14 protein-coding genes and 5 tRNA genes are annotated in these 16911 nt (G+C 44.9%); 12 read left to right on the top strand and 7 right to left on the bottom strand.

Features of this window, described 5'->3' with window-relative positions:
* Nucleotides 1–269: 269 nt before the first annotated feature.
* The gene (yihA, locus tag AACT21_RS13720) at nt 270–968 is read right to left on the bottom strand and encodes a ribosome biogenesis GTP-binding protein YihA/YsxC (protein ID WP_019281187.1); all 699 of its coding nucleotides are present in this window, start codon (nt 966–968) and stop codon (nt 270–272) included.
* A gap of 167 nt (nt 969–1135) precedes the next feature.
* Between yihA and AACT21_RS13715 the strand changes: the two genes are divergently transcribed.
* From AACT21_RS13715 to hemN, 5 genes are all read left to right on the top strand, one after another.
* Nucleotides 1136–1753 (top strand): c-type cytochrome, encoded by a 618-nt coding sequence (locus tag AACT21_RS13715; protein ID WP_013855644.1) that lies wholly within the window; start codon nt 1136–1138, stop codon nt 1751–1753.
* 216 nt (nt 1754–1969) lie between these two features.
* A complete protein-coding gene (locus AACT21_RS13710) occupies nt 1970–2608 on the top strand; it encodes a class I SAM-dependent methyltransferase (protein ID WP_013855645.1) in 639 nt (212 codons plus the stop codon).
* Nucleotides 2608–3162, top strand: a complete 555-nt coding sequence (gene yihI, locus AACT21_RS13705) for a Der GTPase-activating protein YihI (RefSeq protein WP_013855646.1) — start codon at nt 2608–2610, stop codon at nt 3160–3162. The genes AACT21_RS13710 and yihI overlap by 1 nt, the downstream gene beginning before the upstream one ends.
* An 8-nt stretch (nt 3163–3170) precedes the next feature.
* Nucleotides 3171–3659, top strand: coding sequence for a DUF2489 domain-containing protein (locus AACT21_RS13700; protein WP_094164130.1), 489 nt, complete (start codon nt 3171–3173; stop codon nt 3657–3659).
* Between the two features lie 138 nt (nt 3660–3797).
* The gene (gene hemN / locus AACT21_RS13695) at nt 3798–5186 is read left to right on the top strand and encodes an oxygen-independent coproporphyrinogen III oxidase (protein WP_013855648.1); all 1389 of its coding nucleotides are present in this window, start codon (nt 3798–3800) and stop codon (nt 5184–5186) included.
* 65 nt (nt 5187–5251) lie between these two features.
* Here the strand turns inward: hemN and ilvY are convergent, their stop codons facing one another.
* Nucleotides 5252–6142, bottom strand: a complete 891-nt coding sequence (gene ilvY, locus AACT21_RS13690) for an HTH-type transcriptional activator IlvY (RefSeq protein ID WP_013855649.1) — start codon at nt 6140–6142, stop codon at nt 5252–5254.
* A gap of 143 nt (nt 6143–6285) precedes the next feature.
* Between ilvY and ilvC the strand changes: the two genes are divergently transcribed.
* Complete coding sequence (gene ilvC, locus AACT21_RS13685) at nt 6286–7770, top strand: ketol-acid reductoisomerase (RefSeq protein ID WP_013855650.1); 1485 nt, start codon at nt 6286–6288, stop codon at nt 7768–7770.
* Nucleotides 7771–7962: 192 nt separating this feature from the next.
* Here ilvC and ubiK read toward each other — a convergent pair whose 3' ends face one another.
* From ubiK to AACT21_RS13665, 4 genes are all read right to left on the bottom strand, one after another.
* Complete coding sequence (gene ubiK / locus AACT21_RS13680; RefSeq protein ID WP_010319855.1) at nt 7963–8214, bottom strand: ubiquinone biosynthesis accessory factor UbiK; 252 nt, start codon at nt 8212–8214, stop codon at nt 7963–7965.
* 122 nt (nt 8215–8336) lie between these two features.
* Complete coding sequence (locus AACT21_RS13675; RefSeq protein ID WP_013855651.1) at nt 8337–11459, bottom strand: multidrug efflux RND transporter permease subunit; 3123 nt, start codon at nt 11457–11459, stop codon at nt 8337–8339.
* 11 nt (nt 11460–11470) lie between these two features.
* Entirely contained in the window at nt 11471–12577 is a 1107-nt protein-coding gene (locus tag AACT21_RS13670) for an efflux RND transporter periplasmic adaptor subunit (protein WP_013855652.1), read from the bottom strand.
* Between the two features lie 18 nt (nt 12578–12595).
* Nucleotides 12596–13207 carry a TetR/AcrR family transcriptional regulator gene (locus AACT21_RS13665; protein ID WP_013855653.1) on the bottom strand — a complete coding sequence of 204 codons (612 nt, stop codon included), beginning with the start codon at nt 13205–13207 and terminating at the stop codon, nt 12596–12598.
* Nucleotides 13208–13346: 139 nt separating this feature from the next.
* Between AACT21_RS13665 and rep the strand changes: the two genes are divergently transcribed.
* Nucleotides 13347–15365 (top strand): DNA helicase Rep, encoded by a 2019-nt coding sequence (gene rep, locus AACT21_RS13660; RefSeq protein ID WP_017048508.1) that lies wholly within the window; start codon nt 13347–13349, stop codon nt 15363–15365.
* A 69-nt stretch (nt 15366–15434) separates the two neighbouring features.
* Here the strand turns inward: rep and AACT21_RS13655 are convergent, their stop codons facing one another.
* Complete coding sequence (locus AACT21_RS13655; protein ID WP_088718017.1) at nt 15435–15842, bottom strand: c-type cytochrome; 408 nt, start codon at nt 15840–15842, stop codon at nt 15435–15437.
* Nucleotides 15843–16140: 298 nt separating this feature from the next.
* Here AACT21_RS13655 and AACT21_RS13650 point away from each other — a divergent pair.
* From AACT21_RS13650 to AACT21_RS13630, 5 genes are all read left to right on the top strand, one after another.
* Nucleotides 16141–16217, top strand: a tRNA-Arg gene (locus AACT21_RS13650).
* A 43-nt stretch (nt 16218–16260) separates the two neighbouring features.
* Nucleotides 16261–16336: transfer RNA gene (locus tag AACT21_RS13645), tRNA-His, on the top strand.
* Between the two features lie 149 nt (nt 16337–16485).
* Nucleotides 16486–16562: transfer RNA gene (locus tag AACT21_RS13640), tRNA-Pro, on the top strand.
* Between the two features lie 75 nt (nt 16563–16637).
* Nucleotides 16638–16713: transfer RNA gene (locus tag AACT21_RS13635), tRNA-His, on the top strand.
* Between the two features lie 56 nt (nt 16714–16769).
* A tRNA-Pro gene (locus AACT21_RS13630) sits at nt 16770–16846 on the top strand.
* The last annotated feature ends 65 nt before the right edge of the window (nt 16847–16911 follow it).

The following is a 16911-nucleotide window of genomic DNA, read 5'->3' as shown; positions in this document are numbered from 1 at the left end:
CATTATGTTATGTTGATTTTATTGGGGTGAGCCAGAGGAGTGTTCTGTGGGTGAGTGAATTGATGACTCTTTGACCTATTGAAAAGTTGGAGGGATTAAGGAATGCTTAGCAAAACAATAATAAATTACCTCCTACTTCTCTCCCGTTGCCCCACCAGGATGGTGGGGATTTTTCTCTTTGCCGTTCGCATTTGAATTTAAAGCCTATAAAAAAGCCCCACGATTAGGTAGGGCTCTGTTGGAGTCACGATTTTTAGTGTTCTTCTGAATTAGTGCTGTGCAGAATGGTCTGGATTCTCTTCTAAGTGAGTTGAGTCACACTCATCCATCTCTTCCACTGTTTCTTGCTCGGCTAAATGTGCGAGTGCGGGTGCAAACCACGTATCTAATTTGTTACGCAGCACATCGACGCCTAAGCCTTTCAATGATGAAAAAGCATCGACAGTGACATCGCCGCCAAAAGAGCGTGCCTCTTCACGAATTTTTAACACTTGAGCTTTACGTGCGCCACTTTTTAGCTTGTCCGCTTTAGTCAGTAGTACTAGCACTGGGATGTAGCAATCGACAGCCCAAGAAATCAATTGTTGGTCGAGATCTTTCATCGGATGGCGAATGTCCATTAGCACAACCAGCCCTTTTAAGCTCTTGCGCTTTTGTAGGTATTCACCTAATGATTTTTGCCATTTTTTCTTCAGTTCCAAAGGAACTTGAGCAAAACCATAGCCCGGTAAATCCACAATATGACAACCTTCAGTGACTTTAAATAGGTTGATCAGTTGGGTTCGACCCGGAGTTTTACTGGTTTTAGCCAAGCTCTTCTGATTCGTTAAGCGATTCAACGAACTCGACTTACCTGCATTGGAGCGTCCTGCAAACGCAATTTCGATCCCTTCATCATCAGGTAGATGACGAATGTCAGGCGCACTGGTAATGAAATGCGTGTTTTGATAATGAATTTTTACGCTCACTGTTAACTCCATCTCGACTTTGTGTAGTCGATTGATTACTTTTTTGTGAAATTGTGTAAAATAACCGTGCTCGGCATAAGGTCGCCTATTGTACCATGAGTCGCCACTGAGAGTGAGTAGCAACTGCAAAGTGGTACTGGAAGCTTGATAATTATAAATGGAATGTCATGAAGAAATTAGCGCTAATCTTGAGTCTTTTAGCCAGCTGCTCAGTGTGGGCCCAAGGCAGCATTGAAGCTGGTAAAGCAAAATCCCAAACGTGTGTTGCCTGTCACAGTGCTGATGGCAATAGTCTACTTACAATTTATCCTAAAATTGCTGGTCAGCATGAGAAATACATAGAGAAGCAATTGCATGATCTCAAGCTGGGAATGACAAGCGGTGGCAAACAAGGTCGTTACGATCCCGTAATGAGTGCCATGGCGATGCCTCTTAGCGACGAAGATATAGCTGATCTTGCAGCGTATTTTGCATCACAAACTATTTCAGCGAACTCAACGCCTGAAGACGTTGCAGTGAAAGGAAAAGCACTTTATAGCGCAGGTGATGCAGAGCGTGGTTTAACCGCTTGTATTGCGTGTCATGGTCCACGTGGTAATGGTACTGAGCTTTCAGGTTTCCCTAAAATTTCTGGTCAGCATGCTGACTACATCAAAGCTCAACTGCAAAAATTCCGCGATGACGCTCGTAATAATGATATGAATGCTATGATGCGTGATGTCGCGAAAAAGCTCAGCGACACTGACATCGAAATACTTTCTAAATACGTTGGTGGCCTTCACTAAACCCTACACCGTTCGAGCACTGTTGTTTGAAAACGCCTTAGCACTGAGCTAGGGCGTTTTCTTTTGTGCTGAAGAAAACGTAATTTTTTGCTCAATGATCGGCTTACCTATCGCTTTTTTTATCTTTTTTTGCCTAGCTGGTGAAAAAATACGCGCTGACTCTCCACTCTAATGCCACTTTCTGGTATGTTGCGCATCCCTGTTTGAGGATGTTACATGCACATTTGCCCATTATGTTTTAGTGAACAAATAGTTCCTTATTTTGCCGATAAAGTTCGCCCTTATCTGCAGTGCCAACACTGTGCACTTGTGTTTGTTAGCCCTGAACATCGTCTTGACGAAAAAGCGGAAAAAGCATTTTATGATTTGCATGAAAATAACCCGCAGGATAGGGGTTATCGCCAGTTTTTGTCACGCGTTTGTGCGCCGATGTTGGAGAGGCTTTCTCCGGCATCTAACGGGTTAGATTTTGGTTGTGGGCCGGGGCCAACCTTATCCATTATGTTGGAAGAGGCTGGGCACACAATGTCGTTATACGATATCTTTTTTCATCCAGATGAAAAGGTGTTGCAGGCGACCTATGATTTTATGACTGCCACTGAAGTGATTGAGCATTTACATAAGCCGCACCAAGTTTGGCAGCAATGGTTAAATTTAGTTAAGCCAGGAGGCTGGATTGGGTTAATGACCAAACTAGTCAAAGACGTGGAGGCGTTTGCTGGGTGGCACTACAAAAATGATCTCACACATGTGATCTTTTTTAGTCGTGAAACCTTCCAGTACTTGGCCAAGCGGGATGAGCTTGAACTTGAATTTATTGGTAATGATGTAATTTTACTGAGGAAACCCCAGTAATGAGCCGTAGTAAAAAATCGAGAAAGCCGGGTTCAGCCGGTGAAGGCGACGTGATTGTCACGCGTAATCGCAGTGAGGCAGATGTTGAAGGCCGTTTGCGTAAGCGAGTTAAAAAACAGAAAGGTCTGAAAGCGGGTAGCCGCCATTCCGATGGTTCAGATCAGCAGCAGCGAGAAGCCGCTAAAGCGCGCGATCCACGTTTAGGCAGCAAGAAAAAAATTCCTCTGGTGGTTGAGCCAGCGAAGAAAATGACCAAGCAAGAGCGTCGTTTGTCGGCTGAGCAAGAGCTCGAAATGCTGGAAAATGATGCGCAATTGAACGTGTTGCTCGATCGTATTGATAATGGCGAAAACCTAGGTGCCGGCTTGCAAAAATACGTTGATGAGAAACTCGATCGTATTGAAGCACTGATGAAGCAACTTGGTCTGTATGCTGAAGAGCAAGAAGATGTTTTCGAACCAATCGTGACTGGCGGTAGTGCCAAAAAATCACGTTCAGATGATGATTTATTATCAGATTTTGAAGGCTTCGACCTAAATGATTTAAAAGGATAGAAAGTGCCATGAATGTAACCTTGTTAGCCATTGCTGGTGGAATCATTATTCTCGGCTTAGCGTCTTACGCTGGTTACCTTCTGCTGCAACTGAAAAAGCAAAAGGATTTGCAGCTTCAACATAAAACATTGGCCATTGAAAAACGCAATGCAAATATTTTTGATAGCGTAAATACGCTTTGCATGGCTGGGATTCAAGGCCAATGTGATCTCTCCGAGATCAGCATCCGTGTCTACTGCATTATGGATTATGTTCAAGGCGAACAGAGAATCGACTTTGATAGTTCGTATCCCGCTATTTCCGAACTGTATTCTATAGTGAAGGATATGCCGCGTGGCGAAGAGCGCAGCCAACTCGCTAAACAAGAGCGAATGAAGCATAACTTAGTGCGCCAAAAGGCGGAGGCCCGTTTAATGGATGCGATTGTTGAAGAGTTAAAAGTTCTGCAAAAACGCATTGCCCCTTTGAATAGTCAAATTCCGATTCAAATGATGTAATGGCTCGACTGCCTCTTTCGAGTGAGTGATCGCGTTAGCAGTTTAGAACATTTATACACAAATTTCGTTTTGTCACCCGACGTCCATCATTGTCATGTGGCAAAATAGCCCGTCAAAGTTTCGAACGGAAAGCACAGCATGTCTTCGCAAGTCGTACCCAGCCAACAGATCGTATGGGATCAAGCTGTTTTAGATAAGTATAACTATTCAGGCCCGCGTTATACCTCTTATCCTACAGCACTTGAATTCCATGAAGCATTTACTATTGCCGATTATGATATGGCGTGTGCCCAATACCCTGACAGGCCACTTTCGCTTTATATTCATATCCCGTTTTGTCACAAACTTTGTTACTACTGTGGTTGTAATAAGGTGATTACCCGTCATTCGCATAAAGCCGACGACTATTTGGATGTGCTCGAACATGAGATTCGCCAACGAGCCTCTTTGCTGCATGGCCGTAGAGTCACACAACTGCATTTCGGTGGCGGCACACCAACCTTTTTAACTCAATTGCAAATTAGCCGTTTAATGGCCATTTTGCGTGGTGAGTTCCGCTTTGAAAATGACGCAGAAATCAGTATTGAAGTTGATCCGCGTGAAATTGAGTTAGAGATGCTTGATCACCTGCGCAGCGAAGGATTTAACCGCCTGAGCATCGGCGTACAAGATTTCAACAAAGAAGTGCAAAAGCTGGTGAACCGCGAGCAAGATGAAACCTTTATTTTTGCTATGGCGGAACGAGCTAAACAACTGGGTTTTCGCTCAACCAACCTTGATCTCATATACGGCTTGCCTAAGCAGACTAAAGGCTCTTTTGCTAAAACATTAACGCAAGTGTTGGAGATGAAGCCGGGGCGATTGTCGGTATTTAACTACGCGCACATGCCGCAGCTGTTTGCTGCGCAGCGTAAGATTAAAGATGAAGATCTACCTACGGCGGAAGAAAAACTGGCCATATTACAAGACACGATCGCGACCTTAACGGGTGCTGGTTATCAGTTCATTGGCATGGACCATTTTGCTCTGCCCAATGATGAGTTGGCCGTCGCGCAGCGTGAAGGCATTTTACATCGCAATTTTCAAGGTTATACCACGCAAGGTAACTGCGACTTAGTTGGCTTTGGTGTCTCAGCCATTTCAATGATTGGGGATGCGTATGCGCAGAACCAAAAAGAGCTGAAAAAATACTATGAGCAAGTTAATGAGTTACGTCATGCACTCTGGAAAGGGGTGGCACTGGATAGTGATGACTTACTTCGTCGCGAAGTGATCAAGCAGCTTATCTGCAATTTCAAACTGGATAAAAGCCAAATTGAAGCACAGTTTAACGTGACGTTTAATCACTACTTCAAGCAAGATCTTGAGTTGCTACAAACTTTTATTGATGATGAGTTAGTGGAAGTCGATGAAAAAGAGATCCGCGTTACTTTGCGCGGGCGGTTGTTGATCCGCAACATCTGCATGTGCTTTGATAAATACTTGCGTGTTCGTGCTCGTCAGCAACAATTTTCGCGGGTAATTTAACGCCCTTACCATGAATCAAAAAGCCACTGCTCGTCAGTGGCTTTTTCTTTGAAAAGAGGGATGAGTTATGGTGTCAGGTATTTATTCGCTGCAACATCCCACAATGCTTTGATTAATGGGTTATCAAGCTGTGAGCGTTTGCAGCACACACCGAGCTGAAATGGTTTTACGGGTGCTAATTTAAGGCGCTGGATCTTATCTCTCACCGGGCTATTGTTGATCACTACATCCGGCGCAATGCCGATACCGCAACCGAGCGCGACCATGCTGACAATCGCTTCATGCCCTGAGCTCTGCGCGTAAATATTGGGTTTGATCTTCATTTTTTTAAACCAGGCATTGGCTCTATCTCTTGCCGTTCCCGCTTCAGGAACAATAAAAGGGACAACTGACCAATCGGGTGTGTCATTTTGCAGTTGTTCGATAAAGCTACTGATCCCGAGCGGCGCGATCACCGATAAGGGTATTTCACCAATCGTTTCAAATTCAACGCGAGCTGGTAGCTGTTCGGGCATGGCTGAAATGGCAATATCCGCTTCATCATTCAAAATCTTATCAATCGCTTGAGCAGGATCGCCAGTCAAGAGTTTGAACTCAATATACGGATGGCGAACTCGAAAATCGGACAGTAACTGAGGCAGGTGGCTGTAGCTGGCGGTGACTGAGCAAAACAAGCGAATTTCCCCTTGTAATACGCTGTTTTGGTTTTTCATTTGTACGTTATATTGCTGCCACTCTGTAATGATTTTGAGTGCAACAGGAACCAGTTTACTGCCTGCTGGCGTTAGCTCAACGCTACGATTATCACGCACAAATAAGCTTTGGCTAGTTTCTTCTTCCAGCTTCTGGATCTGCCGGCTGAGCGCGGATGGGCTGATGTGCATCGCGGCGGCGGTCTTACTGAAGTTTTTACTCTCACACAGATGGATAAACATCTGCAGGTTTTTAATGTTCATAAGTTAATCACATCACGTTGCATAAATTGCAATAACTAATTGTGAATATATCACTTTAAGCAACTTGATGTCTGCTTTAGTATCAGTTTATTCGGTTCTAGAAACCGACCTGATGGAAAGAATCTTTAAAGGAGAGCGCTAACATGGCTAACTATTTCAATACCCTAAATCTACGCCAACAACTTGACCAACTTGGTCGTTGCCGCTTTATGGATCGCTCTGAGTTTGAAAGCGAAGCCGAGTACCTCAAAGGTAAGAAAGTGGTGATTGTCGGTTGTGGTGCACAAGGTTTAAACCAAGGTCTAAATTTACGAGACTCTGGCCTTGATGTCTCTTATGCATTGCGTCAAGCAGCGATCGACGAACAGCGTCAGTCCTATAAAAATGCTAAAGAGAACGGTTTTGAAGTGGGTAGCTATGAAACGCTCATCCCTCAAGCAGACTTGGTCATTAACCTAACGCCAGATAAACAGCACAGCAATGTTGTCGAAACCATCATGCCGCTGATGAAAAAAGGTGCAGCATTGGGGTATTCTCACGGCTTCAACGTGGTTGAAGAGGGGATGCAGATCCGTAAAGACATCACGGTTGTGATGGTGGCGCCTAAGTGCCCGGGAACCGAAGTGCGTGAAGAGTATAAGCGTGGTTTCGGCGTGCCGACTTTGCTTGCCGTTCACCCAGAAAATGACCCTCAAGGTGAAGGTTGGGATATCGCAAAAGCTTGGGCGGCCGGAACGGGCGGTCATCGTGCTGGCTGTTTGGAATCCTCTTTCGTTGCCGAAGTAAAATCGGACCTTATGGGCGAGCAAACCATCTTGTGTGGCATGCTACAAGCGGGTTCGATTGTGTGCTATGAGAAGATGGTAGCAGAAGGTATTGACCCAGGTTACGCAGGTAAACTGCTGCAATACGGTTGGGAAACGGTAACCGAAGCGCTGAAATTTGGTGGCATCACTCACATGATGGATCGCCTATCAAACCCAGCAAAAATCAAAGCGTTTGAGCTGTCTGAAGAGCTTAAAGACTTGATGCGCCCACTGTACAACAAACATATGGATGACATTATTTCTGGTCATTTCTCTAGCACTATGATGGCTGACTGGGCCAACGATGATGCTGATTTGCTGGGCTGGCGTGCTGAAACCGGTGAAACTGCGTTTGAAAACTACCCACAGTCTGATGTACAGATCACTGAGCAAGAGTACTTCGACAAAGGTATTTTGATGATTGCCATGGTTCGCGCTGGGGTTGAGCTGGCATTTGAAGCTATGACGGCTTCCGGTATTGTTGAAGAGTCAGCTTACTATGAATCCCTGCATGAGCTGCCACTGATTGCCAACACAGTAGCACGTAAGCGTTTGTATGAAATGAACGTGGTTATTTCTGATACGGCAGAGTATGGTAATTACCTGTTTGCCAATGTCGCAACACCGTTACTGCGCGAAAAGTTCATGCCAAAAGTATCTACTGATGTGATTGGTAAAGGTCTTGGTGAAAGCTCGAATTTCGTTGATAACGCGACCTTGATTGAAGTGAATGAAATTCTTCGCAACCATCCGGTTGAGTACATCGGTGAAGAGTTGCGTGGTTACATGACAGATATGAAACGCATCGCTGTCGGTGGCTAAAGGCTAATTAACCTTCCGGTGGTTAAGAAGGGGCCGAGAGTTCGCCCCTTTTCAATGACGAGAATGATGATGTAAAGCTCCAGACTGACTGGAGAGAATAAATACAAAAGCAAACACAATATAAAACAAAAGGCTTGGTCGCCGTTGACCAAGCCTTTTTTATTGGGAAATTTTCATCTCAACCGGGCAATATTATTTGGCGGTGATTTTCGCTTCTAGCTCGGCCAATTTTTGCTCCATTTCAGTGAGCTTTTGGCGAGTACGCATCAATACTTGAGTCTGTACATCAAATTCTTCACGGCTTACCACGTCCAATTTATTTAATTGGCCTTGGATCACTTGGCGGATTTTTTGATCAACGTCGGCACCCAAATCTTTTACGGGTTGAGGCATTGAATCGTGAATTTGTTTGGCAATTTGCTCAAGTTTTTTAGGGTCAAACATAGCGGCTTACACTCCTGTCAGTTTGTCTCCATTCTAAGCAATTGAGCTGAGAATGTCGTTATTCAAGGTAAGAAAAAGGCCACTGAGGTGGCCTTTTTTGAAGCAGTCTTAATTATATTGTGTTATTTATTTTCAGCGAGTCGGCGTTGTGCTGCTTTGGCCTCGTCAACTCTGGCTAGCTTTTCGAGGTCTTTATCCTCAACAAACACAGGCAGTGGCTTATGTTTTTCGGCTAGATAGCTGTAAATCACAGGCAGTACGAATAGCGTAAATAGTGTACCAATCGCAAGACCTGCCACAATCACAATACCAATACTAAAGCGCTGAGCTGCACCTGCACCCGTTGCGTACATCAACGGGATCAAACCTGCAATCATCGCTGCTGTCGTCATTAGAATTGGGCGAAGACGCACTTTGGCTGCCTCCATCACCGCTTCGATGCGTGACTTGTTATGGTGTAGCTGCTCTTCTTTCGCCACTTCACAAATAAGAATACCGTGCTTGGTGATAAGACCAACCAGTGTAATCAACCCTACTTGCGAGTAGATGTTCATGGTTGCTGCGCCCCAAGCTAGTGCAATTAATGCTCCGCAAATGGCGAGAGGAACAGATACCATGATAACCAATGGATCTTTTAACGACTCAAATTGAATCGCCAGTACCAAGAAGATGATGGCGAGTGCCAAACCAAAGGTCGCGTAGAGTGCGCTTCCCTCAGTCACGTATTGACGCGCTTCACCCATATAATCGTGGTTGTAGCCTGCGGGCAGTTTAGTCGCGGCAACATCCTCAAACCATGTAATCGCATCACCCATTGCAACTCCTGGGCCCGGTACACTTCCGACGGTTGCCGAGTTTAGCTGGTTAAAGTGCGGCAGTGAGCGCGGCTCTGCAATCACATCAATGGTAATTAGGCTCCCTAATGGGATCATTTTTCCGTCAACGGCACGCACAAAGTAGTGATTCATCGATTCAGGGTTGAGGCGATATTTACGTTCAACCTGCGGGATCACTTCATAAGAGCGGCCATTGAGATCGATGCGGTTGACATAGCCATCCGCCATCATGGTCCCTAATGTCGTGCCAATATCCTTCATCGTGATGCCATAAACCCCAGCTTTATCTTTGTCGATATTAATTTTCATCGTCGCAGAATCGTAATTGAGGTCTAAATCGGAGTACACAAACATCGGGCTTGCTTTCACTTCTGTTAGCACTTCAGTGGCAATAGCAAACAAACTTTCAAAGCTATTGGGTGTAGTGATGACAAATTGAATTGGCAATCCAGAGCCTGCACCGGGAAGTTCAGGCATTTGGAAGGCCGTCACGGCCATGCCTGGAATATCTTGCACTAAGGTGCCGACTCGAGTGGCAACCTCAGCTTGGCTTGCCTGGCGTTCACTCCAAGGTACCATTGAGGCAATACCAAACGCTTGGTTGGAGCTTGGAACACCGGTAAAGACTTGAGCAAACTGAACTTCTGGCTGTTCAGACAGAATCGTATTCACGTCATTCATGGTGTTTTGTAAATAGTCCAAGTTCGCATTCGAGGAACCCGTACCAATTAACATGACCACGCCTTTATCTTCAGAAGGGGCAAGCTCACTTGGAATGAATTTGAACAGCATAGGCAGGCTGGCAAACACGATCACCGCAAAGGCAATCACGACAGGACGGCGCTGCATTACTTTCTCGAGTAATTTCGCGTAGCGGTTACTCATTGAATCAAGTAATCCATGCACTTTTTGTTCAAACTTGTTGGGCTCTTCGTGCGCTTTAAGCATTTTAGAACACATCATGGGTGAAAGTGTCAGTGCAACAATACCTGAAACAAATACAGCACCAGCCAGCGTGAGTGCAAACTCTTTAAAGAGTGAGCCTGTTATGCCACCCATCATCGCTATCGGTGCATAAACGGCGCCCAGTGTCAGCGTCATCGCAATTACCGGAACGGCGATTTCACGAGTACCAATAATCGCGGCACGAAATGGTGATTCACCCAGCTTAATGTGGCGGTCAACGTTTTCTAGTACAACGATTGCATCATCCACCACAAGTCCGATAGCCAATACCATCGCTAGCAGTGTCATCAAGTTCCATGAGAAGCCCATTCCCTGCATTACCATAGCAACACCAACTAAGGAGAGTGGAATGGTAACAATCGGGATGATAACGGCACGTAAAGAGCCTAGGAATAGAGTAATGACGACAAGTACGATCAAGGCGGCTTCAGCGATGGTTTTTATGACCTCGTGGATCGATTCATTGATCGCCACCGTGGAGTCATACATCACGTTCATTTCGATGTTACTTGGTAGATTACGCTTTAACTGCGGTAACAGATCCAACACATCTTGAGCAATGTTGATTGGGTTTGCGCTAGGTGCTGCGTTGATGGCTGCTACAACCGCTTCTCGGCCGTTTGCACTTGCGCGGTAAACATCATGGCTTTTTTCTAGCGTGACGTTTGCAATATCACCTAGGCGAATAACATTGCCGTCGCCCGTTTTAACCACCAGGTTTTTCAGCTCATCGACATTTGACACTTGCGTATCGGCACTACCGTTATACAGCACGAATTCGCCAGTGGCTTGTCCTGTTGCTGATTGATAGTTGTTGGCATTCAGCACGTTCATCACATCGCCCGCAGTGAGCTGTAGTCCTGCCATTTTTGCTGGATCAAGCCAAATACGAAGGGCGTATTTCATGCCACCATACAAGTCAATCTTAGAGACGCCGTTGACGGTGAATATTTGAGGGTTAAATACACGCTCAAGATAGTCAGTAATTTGGCTTGAACTAAGTTCATCACTAGTGAAACCAATATACAGCACCGCGGTGGTTGAGCCGGTAGACATAGTTACCGTCGGATCTTCTGCCTCTTTAGGAAGCTGTGAGCGTACCGAGTTCGTTTTTGCTAACACATCTGAAAGTGCAGCGTTGGGATCGGTATTGAGCTTCATCGTTACGGTAATCGTTGATTTACCCAATACCGAAGAAGAAGTCATATAATCAATGTTGTCGGCTTGTGCGACTGCTTGTTCCAAAGGTTGAGTGATAAAACCTTGGATTAAGTCGGCACTTGCACCGTAATAGCCTGTACTCACTGTAACAACGGTATTCGTCATTTCAGGGTATTCACGAACTTGCATTTTGAAAATAGCTTGAAAACCAAGCAGAGCTATCAAAAAGCTGATCGATACCGCGAGCACTGGACGTTTTATAAAAACATCAGTAAAACGCATGATTCCTCCAATTACAGCATCGGTGTTTCAGCAGGTGGTGTAGTCGCATTACTTTCGACTACCCGAACTTTCGAATGGTTACTTAAGCGCACTTGACCTGAAGTGACCACGATGTCTCCATCTTGTACACCCTCTAAAATATGCGCCACAGCACCTTTGCGTTCACCTACTTTTACAACGCGCTGCTCTACTCGTTTAACGCCATCTTCTTCTTTCAACACGTAAACATTATCACCATACAGGGTGAAGGTAATGGCGGTTTGAGGAAGCGTGACTTGGTTTTCTAATTTCGGCAGGATGATGTTGGCACGAGCAAACATACCGCTGCGTAGTTTACCGTCACTATTTGGAATATCGGCTTGCACTTGGATTAAACCACTTTGAACGCTAACGGCAGGCTCTATCGCAGTAATGGATCCTGTAAACGCTGCATTAGGATAAGCATCGATAAAAATATCCACTTGCTGGCCTAATGAAATACGTGAAATATCCGTTTGTGGAACGGTAAAGCGCAGACGCATTACACTGGTATCTTCCAAGCGAACAATATCGGTGCCTGGCTGTAGGTATTGGCCTAAATACACATTACGGATACCCACCACACCAGCAAAGGGAGCTTTGATTTCACGACGATCAATAGAAGCTTTTAAACTTTCAATATCTGCAGACAAAGAGTAGTAGTTTGCTTCGGCGTCATCATAAGCTTCTTTTGAAATCGACCCTTTAGCGAATAGACCTTTATAGCGTTCGTATTTCGCTTTTGCAGCAGGTAGGCGAGCTTGTGAGCTTTTTAAATTCGCTTTCTCAACCGCAGAATCAAGCAAAACTAAAGGTTGGTCTTCCTCAACTTGTGTCCCTGATTCAAATGAAATCTTATCGATCACGCCGCTGGTTTCAGATGTCAGTGTCACGCCTTGATTGGGTTCAATAAAACCAATCGCTTCAATCACTGGGATCCAATCAACAGGAGTTACATCAGTCACTGTCACTGGAAATTCAGGTTCAGGACGGTTGGCCATGAATTCGGCAATTTTTTGTTGTTTAAACAGATTAAAACCTATCACGCTACCAAACAGTAGGAAGGCGATAAGTAACATAAAGAATGTCCACTTTTTCATTCTAGTCAGAACTCCAAGTTAGTGTTGAGTAATTGCATCCCAACTGGCGTCAATCACGGCACTGAGTGCGCTGTCATCCAGTTGATAACATTCCATCGCTTTTTTACGGGCAAGGGCGACCGTTGTTTCGAAGCTTAAAGCAGACAAAATCTGGTTATCCAACGGCTTGAATAATCCCTGCTCTTTACCTTGATCAAATAGTAAATCCACTTTGGCAAACATTTTTCGCTCAAGTTCCTTAACATTGCAACTGATTGTTGTTGGCAATGATTCATATTGAACTCGGTTGCTGAGTGTTGCACTGCTTGATTGTGCTAATTCCCAGATATTAAGCCACATCATTTTAAAGCGTTCTTTCAAAGGCATCTCATCATCAATATTGGCTTGCACCGCGTCAGCAATATGCTGACAAACGTGTAAGCGAACTGTCACAAGAAGATGATCTTTGTCATCAAAGTAACGGTAAATTGTTCCCGTTGCGACACCGGCTTCTTTGGCTAATTTGTGCATCGATAAGCCTTGAAATCCAGATTCAGCGATCAGCTTTTCAGCAGCCACCAATATCTGCTGGTACTTATCCACGTGAATACAGTTAGACATGCTGACATCCCACAGTGAATGAACGTTCATTCATTATAGACCAAACTATAGCCCCTTATGCAATACACTAGTGTAGTAAAATGACAAAAATCTTATGGTGAATGACGTAGTAATCAGTAAAGCGCGGCATTATCATAGACGGCCCAAATAAAAGTGATACGAGTACCTCATGAAGCTGAATCCAAGACAAGACGAAGCCGTCAAATATGTATCGGGCCCATGTCTAGTATTGGCGGGGGCTGGCTCGGGTAAAACGCGCGTAATTACCAACAAGATCGCTTACTTGGTTCAACAGTGTGATTATAAAGCGCGCAACATTGCTGCCGTTACATTTACTAACAAAGCCGCTCGAGAAATGAAGGCGCGGGTAGCACAAACGCTTGGAAAAGCTGAGTCAAAAGGGCTGCTCGTTTCCACATTTCATACTTTAGGCCTCAATATTATCCGTCGGGAATATAAATTTTTGGGCTTGAAAGCGGGGTTCTCTCTGTTTGACGACCAAGATCAGCTTGCGCTGCTCAAAGAGTTGACAGAGAAACAGCTCGAGGGCGATAAAGATCTGCTGCGCCAATTACTCAGCACCATCTCCAACTGGAAGAACGACATGTTGACGCCAGAGCAAGCGAAAGGTTTTGCTCAAGGTGAACAACAACAGCTGTTCGCTTACTGCTTCGATCTTTATCAAAAGCAAATGAAAGCGTATAACGCGCTCGATTTTGATGATCTTATTTTAATGCCGGTGCTGTTATTGCAAAACAACGCCGAAGTTCGTCAGCGTTGGCAAAACCGCATTCGCTACTTGCTGGTGGATGAATATCAAGATACCAATACCAGTCAATACGAGTTAGTGAAATTGTTGGTTGGAGAACGTGGCCGTTTAACCGTGGTGGGTGATGATGATCAATCCATCTATTCTTGGCGAGGGGCGAAACCGCAAAACCTCGTGTTGCTGGGGCAAGATTACCCAAATCTTAAACTGATTAAGCTTGAGCAGAACTACCGTTCAACCAGCCGTATTTTGAGAGCGGCCAATATTCTGATTGCCAACAACCCACACGTGTATGAGAAAACGCTTTTTTCTGAGATCCCTGAGGGTGAAAAACTCAAAGTTCTGCTAGCGAAAAATGAAGATCATGAAGCGGAGCGGGTCACTGGTGAACTGATTGCGCATAAATTTCTCAATCGCACCGAATATCGTGATTACGCGATATTGTACCGCGGTAATCATCAGTCACGCTTAATTGAAAAATCGCTGCTGCAAAACCGCGTGCCTTATAAGTTATCCGGTGGAACGTCATTTTTTGCCAGAGCCGAAATTAAAGACATCATGGCTTACCTCAAAGTGTTGGTGAATCCTGACGATGACAATGCTTTTTTACGCATTGTGAACACGCCAAAACGAGAAATTGGCCCAGTCACGTTAGAGAAATTGGGTAGTTACGCCAATATGCGTGGCAAAAGCTTGTTTTCGGCCAGTTTTGAACTTGGCTTAGAGCATCATTTGTCTGGAAGAGGGCTCGACAACTTGCGTCAGTTTACGCAATGGTTAGTAGCTATCTCAGATCAAGCTGAACGAGGCAATACCGTTGAAGCGGTGCGATCGTTAGTCCGAGATATTCATTATGAAGATTGGCTGTATGAAACCTCTTCCAGCCCCAAAGCGGCCGAAATGCGTATGAAAAACGTCTCTGATCTCTATTCTTGGATTGTGGCCGACCTTGAAGGTGACAACTATGACCAACAAGAAAAATCGCTCAAAGAAGTTGTACAGCGCTTAACCCTACGCGACATGATGGAGCGAAGTGAAGAAGAGGATGAGAGTGATGCCGTTCAGTTGATGACATTGCATGCATCGAAAGGCCTTGAATTTCCTTACGTTTATTTGATTGGCACTGAAGAGGGTATTCTTCCTCATCAAACCAGTATCGATGAGGACAACGTCGAAGAAGAACGTCGTTTGATGTATGTCGGGATAACTCGCGCGCAGCGAGAACTGACTTTCACTATGTGTAAAGAACGTCGTCAATACGGGGAACTGCTTAAACCCACACAAAGTCGCTTTTTGGATGAATTACCCTTTGACGATGTTGAGTGGGAACAGAGCAAAAAACCAGTAAGTCAAGAAGAGCGCATGGCGAAAGGACAAAGCCATATTGCTAACTTGCGCGCTGCCATGTTTAAGAAATAGTGCTTAAAAAATAATAAAAACAAAGGCTTGGAATTAAAGCCAACCCTTTGTTTTATAGGAATTAATGTATTAAAGACCTGCAATCATATGCTCAATGGCGGCAACGATTTCGTCGTCAGAGCAATCCATACAGGTTCCTTTAGCTGGCATGGCATTAAAGCCTTGCAGTGCATGATTTTTCAATACATCTTTACCTTGGGCGATACGTGGAGCCCACTCTTCGGCATTGCCAATTTTAGGTGCGCCACTGATGCCTGTAGAGTGGCAAGCGATACAGAATGTACCATAAACTTGCGCGCCATCACGAGGGCCTGTCGGCTCTGCCGCAACGGGTTCACTACCCGCTAAGTAAACATCACCTACAGGTTTAATGCGATCAGCAATGGCATCGTATTCAGCTTGGCTGGTTGCCAATGCAACACTAGAAAAGGTTAAAGCAGCGAATAACACGCTTATGATTCGTCGAGACATATCCATTAAACTCACTTTATATTCCAAAGGTAAGTTCATGCTTACCTATTTATACTTAGATTTAGAGTGTGGCTGATTTAAAAGCCATTCAAGCTGTTAAATCAATGTAAATATTGGGTGATTATATCCCGATAAGTTGTTGCAATAAACAACAAGTTGCGATCTTCAAGGGGTGAGTCACATCCTTATTATAGAGGTAATAATGGTTATCTGATGAAAAAGGCGTCAAACGATAAAAAAAGTTGAAAAAGTACTAGACGCCCTAGTGTGAACTCCGTATTATTCCACTCCGCCGATAGGGCATGCGCCCGTAGCTCAGCTGGATAGAGCGTTGGCCTCCGGAGCCAAAGGTCGAAGGTTCGAATCCTTTCGGGCGCGCCATCCGGATGCTTATGTAAATAAGTAGCAAATTGGCAAAACAGTGGTGGCTATAGCTCAGTTGGTAGAGCCCCGGATTGTGATTCCGGTTGTCGCGAGTTCAAGTCTCGTTAGCCACCCCATTATTTGGTAACTTCGGTTTCCTTTCTTGGTGAAAGTCGAGAAAAAAAGATTTACATCGATGAATAGACTAGTTTGATAGTGCATCATGATGTTAGGAATAGCGGAGCAGAGAGTTCTCTCTCGTTTATTCCAAAAAATGAATTTGTATCGGTGAATAGCGCAGCTTGGTAGCGCATCTGGTTTGGGACCAGAGGGTCGGGGGTTCGAATCCCTCTTCACCGACCACTTTTCTTTTCTTCTCATTGGTTAAAAATGAAAAGAAAAATAACGGCAAGCAAGCGGTTATTGCAAAGTTTGATGGTGGCTATAGCTCAGTTGGTAGAGCCCCGGATTGTGATTCCGGTTGTCGCGAGTTCAAGTCTCGTTAGCCACCCCATTATTCGGTAACTTCGGTTTCCGTTCTTGGTGAAAATCGAGAATAAAGAGATATATCGGTGAATAGCGCAGCTTGGTAGCGCATCTGGTTTGGGACCAGAGGGTCGGGGGTTCGAATCCCTCTTCACCGACCACCTTAATAAGCCTCAGTCGAAAGACTGGGGCTTTTTAACATCTGATGTTTGGAGCCTTAATCAAG

Origin of the sequence: Vibrio sp. V08_P9A1T1, from assembly GCF_963874405.1 — a bacterium.
In the GTDB taxonomy this organism is placed as follows: Bacteria; Pseudomonadota; Gammaproteobacteria; order Enterobacterales; family Vibrionaceae; genus Vibrio; species Vibrio anguillarum.
Note: the sequence above shows the minus strand (reverse complement) of the source record. Positions and strands in the feature narration are given on the sequence as shown.